Source organism: Thermoclostridium caenicola, assembly GCF_900142095.1.
Classification (GTDB): Bacteria; Bacillota; Clostridia; order DSM-8532; family DSM-8532; genus Thermoclostridium_A; species Thermoclostridium_A caenicola.
On the sequence record NZ_FQZP01000059.1, the window covers coordinates 1 to 15,881 of the forward strand.

Below are 15,881 nucleotides of genomic sequence, written 5' to 3' on the forward strand. Positions count from 1 at the left end.
TAAAGGGTCGGAGGCGGTATAATAAGCCAAGCGGTGGTGATAGAAACACTTGGTTCTAACTAGAGGGATTTTTACACAAAAAATTGGACTTGATCTAATGATAATAGAATATTGTTTTACTATTGCAGAATATAGAGAAATGATAAAATAGAAGTGCATAAATACATGTAAAAGGAGCCGTGAGAGTATGAAAATTCTTCAGTTGAAAATAACATTAAAAGACGTAAAGCCTCCTGTCTGGAGAAGGGTATTGGTTAGAGACGATATTACGTTTTATAAACTCCACAGGATAATCCAGCATGCGATGGGATGGTTTGAATCCCACCTTTATGAGTTTAGGCTGGGAGAAATGATTATTGGGGAAAAAGATGATGACTGGGACTTTTACGACAGATATGAAGTTAAAAGTGCAAAAAGAATAAAGTTAAGCAGCATGAACTTTGCACCAAAGGATAAATTCAGATATGTTTACGATTTTGGTGATAATTGGAGACATGACATTGTTGTTGAGAAGGTGCTTGACCCGGAAGAAGGCGTTAAATATCCAGTATGTATCGGTGGTAAAAGAAACTGTCCTCCTGAAGATGTAGGGGGACCGTGGGGATATGAAGATTTCCTTGAAGCAATCCAAGACCCGCAGCATCCAGAGCATGAATCCATGCTTGAATGGGTGGGGGGTTCTTTCGACCCTGAAGAATTCAGCATAGATGAAGTCAATGATATGTTGAAGATGATAAAGTAAAAGCATATAAGAAAGTTAATATTATTTACTTGTTTTCATAATTCTTTGTTGTATCTGTGTCTGCATCAATTAAATTTTTTTATTTTGCAAATATTTAAGTTGAAGCAAAATATGGTTTATTGGGGTAAATGAATCATACAGGTCACGTTTTAAATATTAAATATGATATTGAATAAGGAGTGATACCAAAACATAGTAAATCAATAGATTAATAGAAATTATAGAGGGAAAAATAGGATTTTAAGTATAATGATAGAAGAATGCTGTGTTTTATTATTGCATTATATATAGAAATGATGCAATAATATAGATAATGATGCAATTAAAATGCATCATGTCGCATTTAATTGCAAAAGTAAGCATAAGAGGAGGTCAGAACTTGAGGACAAAAGATGAGATTTTAAAAATTCTAGATTTGCTTGAAGAAAATATTGCAGATGATTTTGAAGCACAAGATTTAGACTTTAAAGAGTGGGTAGAAAAAAGTCTAAACGATAATATAAATCTAGCAGTAAAGATGGCTGTTTGTATGGCTAATGGTGGAGGAGGAACAGTTGTATTTGGGATAAGAGATAAAGTTAAAGGAAGAAAAAATGCAATAATAGGTGTTCCTCCTATTGTTGATGCATTTTTGATGCAAAAAGCAGTATACGAAAGGACTGACCCCCATATTACTCCGACATTTGATTGGATTGAAGTACCCGAAGGGCATGGAAGAATATTGGTAATGAATATATATCCTGGTATGCCGCCTTATACAGAAACAAATGGAAGTGCTACAATAAGAGTAGGTAAAGATTGCAGACCACTTACGGGGTCTATGAGAAGAGAACTTTTTGCTAAAACTGGAGTTTCAGACTTTACATCAAATTTAGTAGATGAATACTGGAAAGATTGCTTCTCTCCAGTTGCTATGGAAAGAGTAAGAATGATAATGGCTGAAGAACATGCTCCAGATACATTAATAAAAATGTCTGATGAGGATTTGTTAAAGTCCATAGGAGCGCTAAAAGATGGGAAACTAACCTTTGGGGGACTATTGATTGTCGGGAATACTCAGGCACTTTCAAAATATATCCCAAATCATAGATGGGATTTTAGAAGAATGATAAGTAGCACAGATTATAGTATAAAGTATGGTGAAAATTCAGCAATACCAATAGGTTTATATGAATTAGAAAGATATATGGCTACTGAAAATCCGACAACCATTGTTGAGGTTGGTTTCTTACATCCTGAATTTTCTACATATCCTAAAATAGCATTAAGAGAAGCATTACTTAATGCATTTATACATAGGGATTATAGAATTCCAGGAAGTGTTATGCTGAAACATTATAAAGATAAATTGATTATTACAAACCCAGGTAATTTTATTGGAGGTATTTCTCCGAGTAATATACTTCATCACCCACCTGTAGCAAGAAATTTGCATCTTACAGATTTAATGGATAAACTGAGACTCGTAAATAGAAGTAATCTTGGAGTTCCGAGAATTTATAAGTCTTTGTTAATAGAAGGGAAAGAACCCCCGCAATATAATGAAATAGGAGAATGCATCGAATTAACCCTTATTGCATCAACAATAGTTCCAGAGTTCAGAAATTTTATAAAAGATTTAAATTCTAAAGGAATTGAAGTTGATGTTGACCACTTGATTATTTTAAACTATCTTCTTAGACATAGGGAAATAGACACGTATAATGCTGCTCATATATGTCAGAGAAGTATAGAACAAGTTAGGGAAATACTTAGTTATATGGAGAATAGTTTAAAACTTATAAAATCAGGGGGTACTGTTAAAAAGAAATACTATTCTTTGACTCGGGAAGTTTATTCGATGCTGCAAAAAGGAATAGAATACGATAGGGATAAAAGGCTTGATAAAGAGGCTATTAAAATGAGAATATTATCCATACTAAAGGAAAGGAACCTTACTAATGCAGAAGTAAGACATATGACGGGTATGGATAGGCAACAAGTACTAAGGCTTATGCGTGAGTTAGAAGCGGATGGTGTTCAGATTAAGGGTAGTGGTAGAGGGGCATATTATTGTTTATCTAGAGATGAGTAAAACTAAAGGCAAACAAATGATTCATTATTATGTCGCAATTATAAACAGGATTGACGGAAACATGGTTTTCGCTGCCGAAGGCCAGGATAGCCGTTGATATCTTGATTTATTTCCCTTGCTATTTCCCGGACCAATGCTTCTGATTGCACTGTACAAGCCCGTTTCACCGGGCGGCATGTTTTAATTTCCACCAGGCAAGAAGTTTATGCGTTGACGGGGTATATATGGGTAGATATATAATAACATTCTGTGCGCGTCCATTCAGGGGAAGACCGGAAATGTATAAGTTGTGAAGGGGGTTACAAAATGGTGGGTGCAGGTTTGCTGGTGAAGGAACCGAAAGAATTGAACAGTGATGATTTGCAATGTTTGCCCCAGGAAATAGAGAAACTGAAAACCGAGCTGAACCTGAAAGTCACGCAAAACTTTGAGAAGCTGAACAACAAGGAGACGCTGGAACTGAGCCAAAGGCTGGACGAACTGATTGTGAACCATCTGCTCAACGAGCTGGCATCGTTGAGGATTTGGCATAAGGACGCGGAAGAGCACCGCGCGCATCTCCCAAACTGTTATTGAGACAAAAAAAGGAGTCATGCCTCATTGGATGACTCCTTTATTGATTTCTGTCAGGACTTCGGAAACAGGGTGGTGTATTTACGGTCCACAAACATGATGTGGGTGCTCACCCATTCGGACAGGAAGTCGGCGATCTCCTGGAGGGTCTGCTCCTGCTCCTCGTCAATTTCCCTTTCCCTGGCCAGGAGACTTTTTACCTTGGCCACAAAGTAGTTGTGTTCCTTGGTGTGATTGGGCAGATCCTCAAAATTGTGCTTTCGCATGAAATCTTCTTCATAACTGAAATGGTACTGGGCGTAATCCAGAAGTTCCTGCAGGACTGCCATGATGTCGTCATAGCGATCAAAGGCATTGTCCAGCAGTGCCAGCTCATAGGCCCGGGCACCTATTTCGAAAAGCTTTCTATGCTGTTTGTCCACCTCTTCAATACCCAGCCGGTAGCGTTCCTTCCATTCGAAAGCCATAACGTTTACCTCCTCTATTACGCAGGATGATACCTGATACCTTGGTCATGCGGCTATGAGATTGCATCGGCGCCACGCTCCCCGCCATGCTTCTGTTTGATCGATGTACGCCATTGCGGGTTTAGCGGAGCGCAGCGCGGCAATCTCGTATTTGAAAGTAGGAGGTTGGACGCCGGATGCTCTGAAAAATGCCGCACCCAACATCCGACTTCCTGCTTCCACCCATGGGCTTTGTGCTAAAGGTTCGCTTTTATTACATCCGCGTACCGGCGATCCTCAAAGGTGATATGGGTGCTGATCCACTCGGACAGGAAATTGACGATTTCCTGCAATGTCGACATCTGATCCTCATCGATATCCCTTGCAAGCAGGCTCTTGATCTTGGCAACAAAATAGTTGTGCTCCTTGATATGGACGGGCAGACGCTGGTAATTGTGCTTTTCCAGCATTTCCTCCTCGTATTTGAAATGGTACTGGGTATAATCCAGCAGTTCCTGAATGACAGTCATGATCTCGTCATACCTGTCATAGGCGCTGTCCATCAGGGTGAGATCGTATACGCGGGCGCCGATCTCAAAGAGCCTTTTGTGCTGCTTGTCTATCTCCTCAATCTGAAGCATGTACCTTTCCTTCCATTCAAATGCCATAACACCAACCCCCCTGCACATATTCGGTAGGATATATACCACAGCGCGGTTCAGATGTAACATAGGGAATTCCCTGAAAGTTAATATGAGATGAAAACAGAGGTCTGAAAGCCGGATTTCCTCTGAAGGTCGAAAACCTGTTATGCGTTTTTTGCCGGGAATAGCTGACGGCAGTCTCATATTTTTGCCAAAATATGATATAATGAATCTGTTCCGCCGCATAAGGCTACCGGATAAAAGATAATGTCGGAAAGGAAGTCTTAAGATGAAAGTAAGAAAGGCTATCATTCCTGCAGCCGGGCTGGGAACCCGATTCCTGCCGGCCACCAAGGCTCAGCCCAAGGAAATGCTGCCCATCGTCGACAAACCGACCATCCAGTTCATCATTGAAGAGGCCATCGCATCCGGTATTGAGGATATCCTTATCATCACGGGCCGCGGCAAGCGCGCCATTGAGGACCATTTCGACCGTTCCTTCGAACTGGAGGAAGTCCTCAAGAACAAGCACCAGGAGGAACTTTTGCAGCAGGTTAGGGATATAGCCAATCTTGTGGATATACATTACATCAGGCAAAAGGAGCCCAGAGGACTGGGGCATGCCATCTATTGCGCCAAGTCCTTTATTGGCGACGAACCCTTTGCCGTCATGCTGGGCGACGATATCGTGGATTCCGAGGTGCCCTGCCTCAAACAGCTCATCGATGTTTACAATGAATACAAGACGACCATCCTGGGCGTCCAGCACGTGGATCCCGGCGAGGTGAACAAGTATGGCATCGTGGCCGGCAAACTGGTGGATGACCGCGTCTACAAGGTGAAGGATCTGATTGAAAAGCCCGATGTGGAATCGGCGCCGTCGGATATCGCCATACTGGGCAGGTACATCATCTCTCCGGCGATCTTTAAGTTCCTTGAGAACGCAAAACCCGGCAAGGGCGACGAAATCCAGCTGACAGACGCATTGAAGGAGCTTTCAAGGCATGAGGCCATGTACGCCTATGTCTTCTCCGGCCGCAGGTATGATGTGGGAAATAAGCTTGGCTTCTTGGAAGCGACTGTAGAATATGCGCTTAAGAGGGAAGATCTGCGCGAGGAGTTTAAGGCCTATCTGAAGAGGATAGTAGAAAAGGAGGGTTAACCCTCCATGCTTGCGAAAAACGCAACAGCGTCGTCCGATACAAGCCTTTTGCCATATTCGTTCAGGTAGCCTTCCAGGAAGTCCACGTTCTGCATCTTGTCGGCGTACTCGCTGAGGATGCTCTCAAAACGCTTGCGGTTGGACACATTGCCCTCGATGCCGCAGAGCACAAGGTAATAGGTGGAATCCAGGACATATGCCCGGCTCCGGCCGGTATACAGCGGATGGATCAGGCTGCAGAGCCGGCAAAGCGCATCAAAGCCCTCCACAGCATAAATCACGAGGGTTGAGCAGATCTTCTGGCTCCTCTTCTTGCAGGACAGATCCTTTTTCCGGTACCTGTTCTTTATGAATTTTTGTATGGACTCAAACTCGGAGTCCTCTTCGATCCTCGTAATGGTGATCACAAAGCCATGCTCGGTATCCGACACGGCTTCAATGCAAAGCTGGGATTCTTGGGTGTCGAAGCCCAGTTCGATCTCGGCCTGCTCCATCAGATCCCAGAAGAGCTCCTGGGTCTCCGGGGAGTTGTAATTGAATGCATCCAGATCGATGTCCCGCTCTTCCAGATCATCATAGGATACGAAAATCCTTATTTTGTTTTCCCCAACTCTTTCAATTTTCATATCAGTAATCCTTTTCAAACATTCTGGACATACTTACAGTATATTATACTTATTATATCGACAAATGAGAAGTAACAAATTATGCTCAAAACCTATTGTGCCTGTATCATGCGCGATTAATACCCCTTTTGCGGGCAAGCCCGCCGGAAATAATAGCCCTCCGCCGTGCCGGTACAAGGCCCGGAGAATTCCGGTTCCTGTATTCCAATAAACGGCATCAAAGTGTATAATGATATGGAGTATTTTTACCCACGATAATCAAACACAAACATGAGGAGAGTGTCATCCAATGCCTAAACTCATTCTGGCATCTGCATCACCCAGACGCAAAGACCTGTTAACGCAGATCGGACTGGAGTTTGAGGCATACCCTGCGGACATCGATGAAACCTCCATCGGTTACACCGATGCCGGGAAATACGCCGAAGAAATGTCGCGCCGCAAAGCGCTTATGGTGGCTGAAAAATTTTACGATATACCCGGTGAGGAGCACCTGATCCTGGGAGCGGATACCACCGTTGAAATAGACGGAAACATCCTCGGCAAGCCGCAAGACTATGCAGATGCCGTAAGAATGCTGGAAACCATACAGGGAAAATGGCACCGGGTAATTACCGGCATGACGCTGGTCAACGCAGGAACCCGTGAAGTCATCACGGACAGCGAAGTGACCAGGGTTAAAATACGACCCATGACGCCGGAGATGATCCGGGCCTATCTCAAAACAGGCGAATCCCTGGACAAGGCCGGCGCTTACGGGGCGCAGGGCTTCGGAAGCCTTATCGTGGAAAGGGTGGAAGGCTGCTTCTTCAATGTGATCGGGCTTCCCCTCCACAAGCTGTCCCTGCTTCTGGAGCGTCAGGGGATTGGAATGCTCTCCTGGTTCAAAGGGCAGGTTTAAAAAATTCCACAGGTGATAAAATACCGAAAGGCAGAGGATAAATAACCCGTCCGGCATGGTCGGGTTATGTGAAAGGTAGAAGGAGAGTAAGCAAATGGCGTTGTTTTCAAAAGAAATAGGAATCGATCTCGGTACAGCCAATACGCTGGTTTATCTGAAAGGAAAAGGCGTTATCCTGCGGGAACCTTCGGTCGTGGCCATTAACAACAATACCGGAGAGGTACTGGCCGTTGGCCTTGAAGCCAAGCAGATGATAGGCAGGACGCCTGGCAATATCACGGCCATCAGGCCTTTGAAGGATGGCGTCATCGCCGACTTTGAAACCACCCAGGGCATGCTGAAGTATTTCATCAGGAAAGCCCTTGGCAGCAGCATTCTCAAGAAACCGCGGATCATCATCTGCGTGCCCTCCGGGGTTACCGAGGTGGAGAAGCGTGCGGTTGTTGATTCAGCCCTGTCCGCCGGCGCCAAGGAAGCCTTCCTGATCGAGGAGCCCATGGCATCGGCCATTGGCGCTGGTCTTCCCGTGGCAGAGCCCTCCGGCAGCATGGTGGTGGATATCGGTGGTGGTACCAGCGAAGTAGCGGTCATCTCCCTGGGCGGCATTGTCGTCAGCCGCTCCCTGAGGATTGCCGGCGATGAGTTTGACGATGCCATCATTCACTATATCAAGAAGGAATACAACCTGATGGTCGGCGAAAGAACCACCGAGGCCATCAAGATCAAGATCGGCTCGGCCTATCCGCTGGAACAGGAAGAGGTCTATACTATCAGCGGCCGGGATTTGGTGACCGGCCTTCCCAAGGACCTGAACATCTCCTCCGAGGAGATCCGGGAAGCCCTGAGGGAGCCTGTGAACGCCGTGGTGGATTCCATCCGGTTTACCCTGGAAAAAACACCGCCGGAACTGGCAGCGGATATCATGGAAAGAGGCATCATGCTCACTGGTGGCGGCGCCCTGTTAAGAGGGCTGGACAAGCTGATCAGCAAGGAAACCGGCATCCCTGTCTTTGTGGCCGAGAATCCCCTGGACTGCGTTGTGCTGGGTACGGGTAAAGTACTGGAGGAGATAGATACCTTAAGCAGCGTGCTTCTGTCATCCAGAAAGATCCGATGAGATAACGCCAAGGGGGTATTCTGAGAATTGCGCAGACTGCTGAAGAGCAAGATCTTTATTGTTGCGCTGGTGGTCGTTGTCATCCTTGCCCTGGCAGTCGCTTCCTCCAGGGAGGGGAGCGGCATCAGGGCTTTGGGCAATATCATCAGTGTTCCCATTTCGCCCCTGCAAAGCGTTATTTCCTTCATGTCCAAGAGAGTTGCCGACATATTTGACTACTTCAAGGATGTCAGGATCACGAAGGCCGAAAACGAGGAGCTGCTGCGCAGGATCAGTGAGCTTGAAAAGGAAAACCGGGAGCTGGAACGCCTTAAGCGGGAGAACAAGGAGCTCAGGGATGCACTGAATTTCCTGAACCAGATGGAGTCCTTCGAGCCCATCGGCTGCACCATTATTGCCAAGGACCCGGGAAACTGGTTTGAGGTCTTTACCATCAACCGGGGAAGCAAGGACGGCATCGAGCTCAACGCTCCCGTGATCACAGCCTACGGCCTGGTGGGAAGGGTCTCGGAGGTTGATCTGTTTACCTCGAAGGTGGTTTCCATCATTGATATGGACAGTACCGTGGCGGCCCGACTTTCCAGATCGCGGGACGTGATGATCGTTCGGGGTGATGCATCCCTGAGGAGCAGCGGCCTTTGCCGCATGGATTACATATCGCCCGACGTGGATATCATACCGGGGGACATTGTTGAAACATCCGGACTGGGCGGGATTTACCCCAAGGGCATCATTATCGGCCAGGTGAAGGAAGTGATCCGGAACGAAGGCCAGTTTGATTCATACGCCATCATCGCTCCCGTGGTGGATTTTAAAAGGCTTGAAGAGGTCATTGTGCTGAAGGAGAAACCGTAAATATGCGATACAGAATTCTTGCGGCAGTCTTCCTGGTCATGGCTGCCGCTGTGCTGCAAAGCACTGTCATGGGCTATCTGGAGGTGTTTTCGGTCAGGCCCAACATCATCATTGCCCTGGCGGTGGTCATCGCCCTGCTGCGGGGATTGCTGGAGAGCGCCATTATGGGGTTCAGCCTCGGCCTGACCATGGACATCCTGATGGGTAAGACCCTCGGCTGGTATGCCCTGCTCCTTCTTTTGCTGTGCATCCTCATATCTCTGGTCAATGAAAAGATGTATCGTGACAAACTGCTTGTCCTGATGGGGTTCGGATTTTTGTCGTCCATTGTGGTTGAGACATCGTTCATGTTGATCATTTTCCTCTTTCGCGGCTACGAGCACATCCCTTACCTTTTCACAACGGTTGTGCTGCCCGAAGCCGCATTGAACAGCATACTGATTTTGCCGCTTTTTAAGCCTGTCGGGAAAGTATATAATATACTTGACACACTTGATAGAAAGAGGAACAGATTGGCGTCATGAGCAACGAGGAAAAAAAGCACAAGGGATTGGACCGCTACATCGTGCTGGTTGTTTTCATTCTGGCCATTTCTGTCGTTATTGTCTACAATCTTGCCAACATCCAACTGGTCAACGGGGCTTATTACATGGAGCAATCCATCAGCCGCATATCCACCCAGGGATATATCTATCCCAAGCGCGGCGATATTTTCGACAGAAACGGTATTCCCATTGCCGGAAGCCGTATGGGTTACTGCGTCCAGTATGTGGATGTGGACATGACGCCCCAGGACAAGAATGCGATGTTCCTGGATCTGATATCGTTGCTGGAGAAAAACGGGAGAAGCTTCAAGAGCAGGCTTACCGACTATATCGATATCAATCCGGTGCGGTTCAAGACCGACAAAACCGAAAGCTTTATCAGCACCATCGTCGTGAATAAGGAGGACGCCCAGTATCTGATCACGGCCGATCAGGTCTTCCGCTACATGCGGGACAAGACCTTTGCCATCGATCCGTCCTATACCGACGAGGAAGCCTTCAAAATCATGAAGCTCAGGTACGAGGTGCTGGTCAACCGTCCGACCATCCAGAATCCCCTGATCATCGCCGATGATATCCCGGCACTGGCCATGGCCGAGATAGAGGAAAGAAGCAGCTATTTCAGGGGCTTTTCCACCTTTGTCAAACCCTACAGGGTCTACTACAACGCCGAACTGGTATCCCATGTGCTGGGCTATGTAGGATATATTTCCCAGGAGCAATATGAAAAGCTTTCAAAGGAGTACCCGGATAAATACTATACCCAGTCGGACATTGTCGGCATTATGGGTATTGAGAGCGCTGCCGAACCCCTGCTCAGGGGTGTGAGCGGCCTCATCTCCAAGGAAGTGGACGAAAGCGGCAGGACCACCGCCTTTACCATAGAGCGTCCGCCGGTTCCCGGAAACAAGGTGTACCTCACCATCGACCTGGAACTGCAAAAGGTGGCATTGGAATCCCTCAAGCGAAACATAGAGGTCATCCGTAAGAAACCCGACAAGAAGAATCACGGGGATGCCAACGCGGGGGCCGTGGTGGTCATGGATGTCAAGTCGGGCGAGATCCTGGCCATGGTCAGCTATCCCGATTATGACCCTGCCGTCTTCCTGACAGACGACAATGACGCCAAGGCCGCCATACTGGAGCAGGCCGGTTATCCCATGTGGAACCGGGCGACCCAGGGAACCTATGCACCCGGATCCACCTATAAGCCCCTGGTGGCCATAGCCGCTCTGGAAAGCGGCACCATCACGCCCAATACCCTTATCTACTGTCCCTATAAGGAAGAGGTCGGCGGGATGCCGTTCACCAACCTGGAGGGGCATCAGGGCCATATTGCCCTGACCAAGGCCCTGGCCACATCCAGCAACATGTTTTTCTACAAGGTGGGCGTCATGACCGGAATCGACAATATCGTGAAATGGGCCAAGGAGTTTGGTCTGGCTCAGAACACGGGCATTGAGATCAGCGAATCCATCGGCAGGATCGCCTCCAAGGAATACAAGAAAACTTACCTCAATGAGGACTGGTACCCGGCCAATACGGCCATGGCCGCCATCGGCCAGCTGTATAATTCCTTTACGCCCGTCCAACTGGTTAATTATATCGCTTCCATCGCCAATGGCGGAAAGCGCTATACACCCCATCTGATCAAGATGGCGGTATCGCCGGAAGGGAAGATCGTTTACGAGGCACCCAATGATTACTACGAGATCCCTGTCAAGCCCTCCACCATTGAAGCGGTCAAGGCGGGCATGGTGGCGGTTACCCACCGGAACGACGGTACGGCAGCCAGCGTATTCAGGGACTTCCCGTTCACGGTGGCCGGAAAGACCGGAACCTCCGAGACCGGACGGGAAGACAGGAAAGAATCATCCAACGGTCTGTTTGTATGCTATGCGCCCTATGATGATCCGCAGATCGCCATCGTCGTCGTGGTGGAGCACGGCGTGTGGGGATCCTGGACGGCGCCCATCGCCAAGGATATCATGATGGCCTATTTCAAGCTCAATGAGGCGGAGAAAACCACTCATGCCCAGACCATTGAGATAATCTGGTAAGCGTTTCGGCAATCCCAAAGAACCCGGCAGGCGTCCGTAAAGACGGGACATCAACCGACCCGCAGGGAGCATGAATTGATTTCAATTTAACTGATAGAGGGGTTTTCAAAATGGACGAAGGAAGAGGCATCGTATTCAAGGGGAATTCCGAAGGACTCATCATCGTGATTCCAGAGGGGTATACCCCGGAGCAGATCATCAGTGAGACCGAGGCTAAGGTAAGCGCTGCGGCACGCTTCTTTAAGGGAGCCAGGATCAAGGTGGTCTACAGGGGCCCGCAGCTGTCGGAAAAGGACGAGGCCAGGCTCAGATCCGTGCTGGACGAAAAAAGCGGTGCAATCATCGAAAGCTTTTCATGGGAGGACGACAGCGCACAGCCGAGAAACGATGCTCCGGCCGCACCGGCTGCCGTATTCCGCAAGCATTTCAGCCATGATCTGAGCGAGGACAACTGCAAGTTTGTCAGGAGCACCCTCCGAAGCGGCACGCGAATCGAATTTGACGGCAGCGTGGTGGTGATCGGCGATGTGAATCCCGGCGCCGAAATTATCGCTTCAGGAAACGTCATTGTGCTCGGAACGCTCAGGGGCCTGGTTCATGCCGGGGCAGGCGGGAACCGGGAAGCGTTTATCTACGCCCTTTCCCTAAAACCGACGCAGATCCGCATCGCGGAGGCCATCGCCCGCTGTCCCGATGATGCCGATGACCGCGTCCTTTCGCCTGAAATTGCCACGGTGAAGGATGGTGTCATCATCGTAGAGCCGGCTTATACCCATCGTTGACTTTTAAAGTAAAAAAAGATACGATAAAATTATGATAACCAGCAAAAAACTGCTGCCGGTGCTCGGTTTATAAAAGCATTTTCAGTGCAATACAGGTAAGATTCTATCAATGCTGAAGGAGTGTACATATGAGTGAAGTTATCGTCATTACTTCCGGCAAGGGCGGCGTGGGAAAAACCACAACTACTGCCAACATAGGAACAGGACTGGCGCTTCTTGGCAAGAAAGTGGTCCTGGTCGACACCGACATCGGCCTCCGCAACCTGGATGTCGTCATGGGGTTGGAAAACAGGATAGTATATGATCTTGTGGACGTGGTGGAAGGTGCCTGCCGCCTGAAGCAAGCCCTCATCAAGGACAAGCGGTATGACGGGCTGTACCTGCTGCCGGCTGCGCAAACCCGTGACAAAAACGCCGTGACCCCTGCGCAGATGGTCAAGCTTTGCGACGAACTCCGGAATGAATTTGACTTTATCCTGATAGATTGCCCTGCCGGCATCGAACAAGGCTTCAAAAACGCCATAGCCGGAGCGGACAAATCGATTGTAGTCACGACACCGGAGGTTTCGGCCGTCCGTGATGCCGATCGCATCATCGGGCTTCTGGAAGCCAACGAGATTCGCAACCCGAAGCTTCTGATCAACCGTGTGAGACAGGATATGGTCAAGCGCGGCGACATGATGTCCATAGACGATATCATCGATATTCTTGCCATAGAGTTGATTGGGGTTGTCCCCGACGACGAAAACATTATCATCTCCACCAACAGGGGCGAACCTGCAGTCACCGATCAGAAATCCCTGGCAGGTCAGGCTTATCGCAACATTACCAAACGCGTCCTGGGAGAAAATGTTCCCTTAATGGATCTGAATGTTTCAGAGGGGCTTCTTGCCAAAATGAAGAAGTTGTTTGGTATAAAACCTGCTTAAGGGAGGAAAATCTTATGATGGACTTGCTGAAATTGCTGGGGTTGAAAAAACAATCCTCCAAGGATGTTGCAAAAGAGCGTCTGAAACTGGTTCTGATCCATGATCGTTCCAATGTATCACCCCAGTTTCTTGAGATGGTGAAGAGTGAAATCATCAAGGTCATTCAGAATTATATGGAGATCGACGAGGATTCCCTGGATATCCAGCTGACCAAGACCAACAGCGAAGATGGTGAGAGAGTGGTGCCGGCCCTCGTTGCCAATATTCCCATCAAAGGCATGAAAAACGCCGGCAGGTAAGAGATTTCCAGTCTGCTAACGGAGGTTGATATGAACATAGCCCTCATCGCCCATGACAATAAAAAAGAGCTGATGGAAGCTTTCTGCATAGCGTACAAACATGTTTTGTCCAAGCATAACCTGTATGCTACAGGACGCACGGGGGCTATTATTTCCGAATCCACCGATTTGGACGTCTTTACGCTGGATTTTGGAAAACTCGGGGAACAGCAGATCATCGCCAGGATTGCCTACAACGAGATGGATCTGGTGATCTATTTTGCCGACCCCGACGAGATCGTCAAAAATGATACCCTCATGGAATTATGGTCCTGTTGTGACAGGAACAATATTCCCATCGCCACAAACCTGGCCACGGCCGAGGTCTTGATCAACGGACTCCAGCGCGGCGATTTTGCCTGGAGGGAACTGGTGGACAAAAGATAAGCAACAGGTGCATGTCCAAGCTGCCGAAAACGGCAGCTTTTTTGATCCCCTGAAATTCCGGTTTCATGCCGTGAGCATATCTCCGGGAAAATGGCATATGATTGACCAGATAAACCTTGCCAGGAGGATGAAACGTTATGGCAGCGGCCGAAACCGGTGAATTGGAAAAATACCGCAGCTATATCCAGAAAAGAAGGTTTTCGCCCCCTGAAGACAGCGGGGATGAAAATTTGTCCGGCAGCAGCCTGCCACGTTTTGTCCAGGATGAACCGGCAACCCGGCAGGAATCACAGGTTCCCTGGTGGGAGAAGGAAGCCTATACCCTCCTGGATCAGGATGAATTGATTAAGCCGCCGCAGGAATATCCAAAGCCGGCTCCCCCTTCAGGTGGGCGGGAAAGCCTTTCCGAAGCCCGGCCGGCGTCCCGGGGAAGAAATCTTGACCTGTACAGGAAACTGTATGCGCGGCGAGGACACAGAAACCTGCCGTATGCTTCTCCATACAGGAGCCATTCAGGTTATCAGGCACAAGTTGAGGACAACAGGGCGACACTGATGGCCATTAAGCTCATCAAGCAATGCCTGGCCTGTTTTGCCATACTGGGCATCATTGTTCTGATGCAGGGGCGGGCAGATATGCAGGGAGCCCTGGATGTTGTCCGCAAACACGTCGTTGAAACCCATATCGATCCCCAAAGCCTGTATGAGGACGTCAAAACCGTGTTCAGCCAGCTTGTGCAGACCCTGGGGGGATCTCCCTGACTGAAAGGATAGCGGCAGCCGTCCTGGCCATCCTTTTCCATGAGCTGATGCATGCACTGGCAGCGCGGCTTTTGGGCATGTCGCTGGTACGGCTCAGAATCCTGCCGGGCGGGCTGCGGGCTGCCCTCCGGGGAAGGCATGAAAGCCCGCAGAAGCTTGTTTGGGTTTACCTGAGCGGACCCGCAGGCAATCTGCTGGCAGCAGCTATTTTTGCCTGCAGCCAGGGCTTTGGCCGGTTCCTCTTTGAAGCCAACCTGGCTATTGGCCTGCTTAACCTGATCCCCATCCACCCCCTTGACGGGGGGCAGATCCTGTTGCTTGTCCTTTACGGGAGCGTGGGCAGCAGTAAAACCCTGAGGCTCCTGGGGGTACTGTCTGCGGCATTCAGGAGCATGTTTTTCATTCTGGGAATCCTTCAACTGGTGTGGTTTGGCAACCCAAGCCTGTTGATCATTGCGCTGGCCGTTCTGCCGGGTCGGAAACCCCTGGAGGAGACGATGAGCATGATAAGACTTCACAGCCTTTTCAACAGAAGACAGAGAATCCTGAAGAAAAAGATCTATCCGGCAAGGCATCTTGTGGCCATGGAGGACTGCAGTCTGGGGGAGATTGTCCAGAAGTTGGATTATGACCGGTTCCATATCATTTATGTGCTTAACAGCGCCATGGAGATTACAGGCCGCGTTACGGAACAGCAAATCCTCAGGGCCCTTCAGCACCACGGCGCACGGGAATCCGTCAGGAATATCCTTACCTAGACCTGCATTGTTGCGGCAGCCTTTACCGATTAAGCCAGAATAAGCCGTTTCCTGTACCATGCCGGTAAAGCGTGGGGATGGCAGTCCATAGTGTAAAATTGTTGTAGGAAAAAAATAAACAAGAGACATCCTTCTTTGATAAAATGGGATTATACACAACAAACCATTTAGAGGAAGGAGT

Annotated in this window: 18 protein-coding genes; 15 read left to right on the forward strand and 3 right to left on the reverse strand. The window is 48.5% G+C overall.

Going from position 1 to position 15,881, the window contains the following annotated elements:
- The first annotated feature begins 187 nt into the window (after positions 1-187).
- The 3 genes from F3H12_RS11765 (at position 188) to F3H12_RS11775 (ending at position 3,392) form a co-directional block, all read left to right on the forward strand.
- A complete protein-coding gene (locus F3H12_RS11765; protein ID WP_023062414.1) occupies positions 188-742 on the forward strand; it encodes a plasmid pRiA4b ORF-3 family protein in 555 nt (184 codons plus the stop codon).
- A 379-nt stretch (positions 743-1,121) separates the two neighbouring features.
- Complete coding sequence (locus F3H12_RS11770; RefSeq protein ID WP_003514257.1) at positions 1,122-2,816, forward strand: RNA-binding domain-containing protein; 1,695 nt, start codon at positions 1,122-1,124, stop codon at positions 2,814-2,816.
- A 306-nt stretch (positions 2,817-3,122) separates the two neighbouring features.
- Positions 3,123-3,392, forward strand: coding sequence for an aspartyl-phosphate phosphatase Spo0E family protein (locus tag F3H12_RS11775; protein WP_149679515.1), 270 nt, complete (start codon positions 3,123-3,125; stop codon positions 3,390-3,392).
- A 50-nt stretch (positions 3,393-3,442) separates the two neighbouring features.
- On the opposite strand, the gene F3H12_RS11780 is transcribed toward F3H12_RS11775, so the two are convergent.
- Positions 3,443-3,856 carry a bacteriohemerythrin gene (locus F3H12_RS11780; RefSeq protein ID WP_149679516.1) on the reverse strand — a complete coding sequence of 138 codons (414 nt, stop codon included), beginning with the start codon at positions 3,854-3,856 and terminating at the stop codon, positions 3,443-3,445.
- A 236-nt stretch (positions 3,857-4,092) separates the two neighbouring features.
- Complete coding sequence (locus tag F3H12_RS11785; RefSeq protein ID WP_149679517.1) at positions 4,093-4,503, reverse strand: bacteriohemerythrin; 411 nt, start codon at positions 4,501-4,503, stop codon at positions 4,093-4,095.
- Positions 4,504-4,768: 265 nt separating this feature from the next.
- Between F3H12_RS11785 and galU the strand changes: the two genes are divergently transcribed.
- Complete coding sequence (gene galU / locus F3H12_RS11790; RefSeq protein ID WP_149679518.1) at positions 4,769-5,641, forward strand: UTP--glucose-1-phosphate uridylyltransferase GalU; 873 nt, start codon at positions 4,769-4,771, stop codon at positions 5,639-5,641.
- Here galU and F3H12_RS11795 read toward each other — a convergent pair.
- Positions 5,638-6,267: an adaptor protein MecA gene (locus F3H12_RS11795; RefSeq protein WP_149679519.1), complete on the reverse strand. Its 630-nt coding sequence runs from the start codon at positions 6,265-6,267 to the stop codon at positions 5,638-5,640. The two genes, galU and F3H12_RS11795, sit on opposite strands and share 4 nt — an antisense overlap.
- 289 nt (positions 6,268-6,556) lie before the next feature.
- Between F3H12_RS11795 and F3H12_RS11800 the strand changes: the two genes are divergently transcribed.
- From F3H12_RS11800 to F3H12_RS11850, 11 genes are all read left to right on the forward strand, one after another.
- Positions 6,557-7,168 carry a Maf family protein gene (locus tag F3H12_RS11800; protein WP_149679520.1) on the forward strand — a complete coding sequence of 204 codons (612 nt, stop codon included), beginning with the start codon at positions 6,557-6,559 and terminating at the stop codon, positions 7,166-7,168.
- Between the two features lie 94 nt (positions 7,169-7,262).
- On the forward strand, positions 7,263-8,285 hold the full coding sequence (locus F3H12_RS11805; RefSeq protein ID WP_149679521.1) for a rod shape-determining protein: 1,023 nt from the start codon (positions 7,263-7,265) through the stop codon (positions 8,283-8,285).
- Positions 8,286-8,312: 27 nt separating this feature from the next.
- On the forward strand, positions 8,313-9,140 hold the full coding sequence (gene mreC / locus F3H12_RS11810; protein ID WP_149679522.1) for a rod shape-determining protein MreC: 828 nt from the start codon (positions 8,313-8,315) through the stop codon (positions 9,138-9,140).
- A 2-nt stretch (positions 9,141-9,142) separates the two neighbouring features.
- Positions 9,143-9,664 carry a rod shape-determining protein MreD gene (mreD, locus tag F3H12_RS11815; protein WP_149679523.1) on the forward strand — a complete coding sequence of 174 codons (522 nt, stop codon included), beginning with the start codon at positions 9,143-9,145 and terminating at the stop codon, positions 9,662-9,664.
- Entirely contained in the window at positions 9,661-11,745 is a 2,085-nt protein-coding gene (mrdA, locus tag F3H12_RS11820) for a penicillin-binding protein 2 (RefSeq protein WP_149679524.1), read from the forward strand. The genes mreD and mrdA overlap by 4 nt, the downstream gene beginning before the upstream one ends.
- Positions 11,746-11,855: 110 nt before the next feature.
- A complete protein-coding gene (minC, locus tag F3H12_RS11825; protein WP_149679525.1) occupies positions 11,856-12,527 on the forward strand; it encodes a septum site-determining protein MinC in 672 nt (223 codons plus the stop codon).
- Positions 12,528-12,655: 128 nt separating this feature from the next.
- Positions 12,656-13,456 (forward strand): septum site-determining protein MinD, encoded by an 801-nt coding sequence (minD, locus tag F3H12_RS11830; RefSeq protein WP_149679526.1) that lies wholly within the window; start codon positions 12,656-12,658, stop codon positions 13,454-13,456.
- A gap of 17 nt (positions 13,457-13,473) precedes the next feature.
- Entirely contained in the window at positions 13,474-13,755 is a 282-nt protein-coding gene (gene minE / locus F3H12_RS11835; RefSeq protein WP_422822215.1) for a cell division topological specificity factor MinE, read from the forward strand.
- Between the two features lie 30 nt (positions 13,756-13,785).
- On the forward strand, positions 13,786-14,181 hold the full coding sequence (locus tag F3H12_RS11840; protein ID WP_149679528.1) for a methylglyoxal synthase: 396 nt from the start codon (positions 13,786-13,788) through the stop codon (positions 14,179-14,181).
- Positions 14,182-14,318: 137 nt separating this feature from the next.
- Positions 14,319-14,942 (forward strand): hypothetical protein, encoded by a 624-nt coding sequence (locus tag F3H12_RS11845; protein WP_149679529.1) that lies wholly within the window; start codon positions 14,319-14,321, stop codon positions 14,940-14,942.
- Positions 14,943-14,965: 23 nt separating this feature from the next.
- Positions 14,966-15,700: a zinc metalloprotease gene (locus F3H12_RS11850; protein ID WP_340162588.1), complete on the forward strand. Its 735-nt coding sequence runs from the start codon at positions 14,966-14,968 to the stop codon at positions 15,698-15,700.
- Positions 15,701-15,881: the final 181 nt, after the last annotated feature.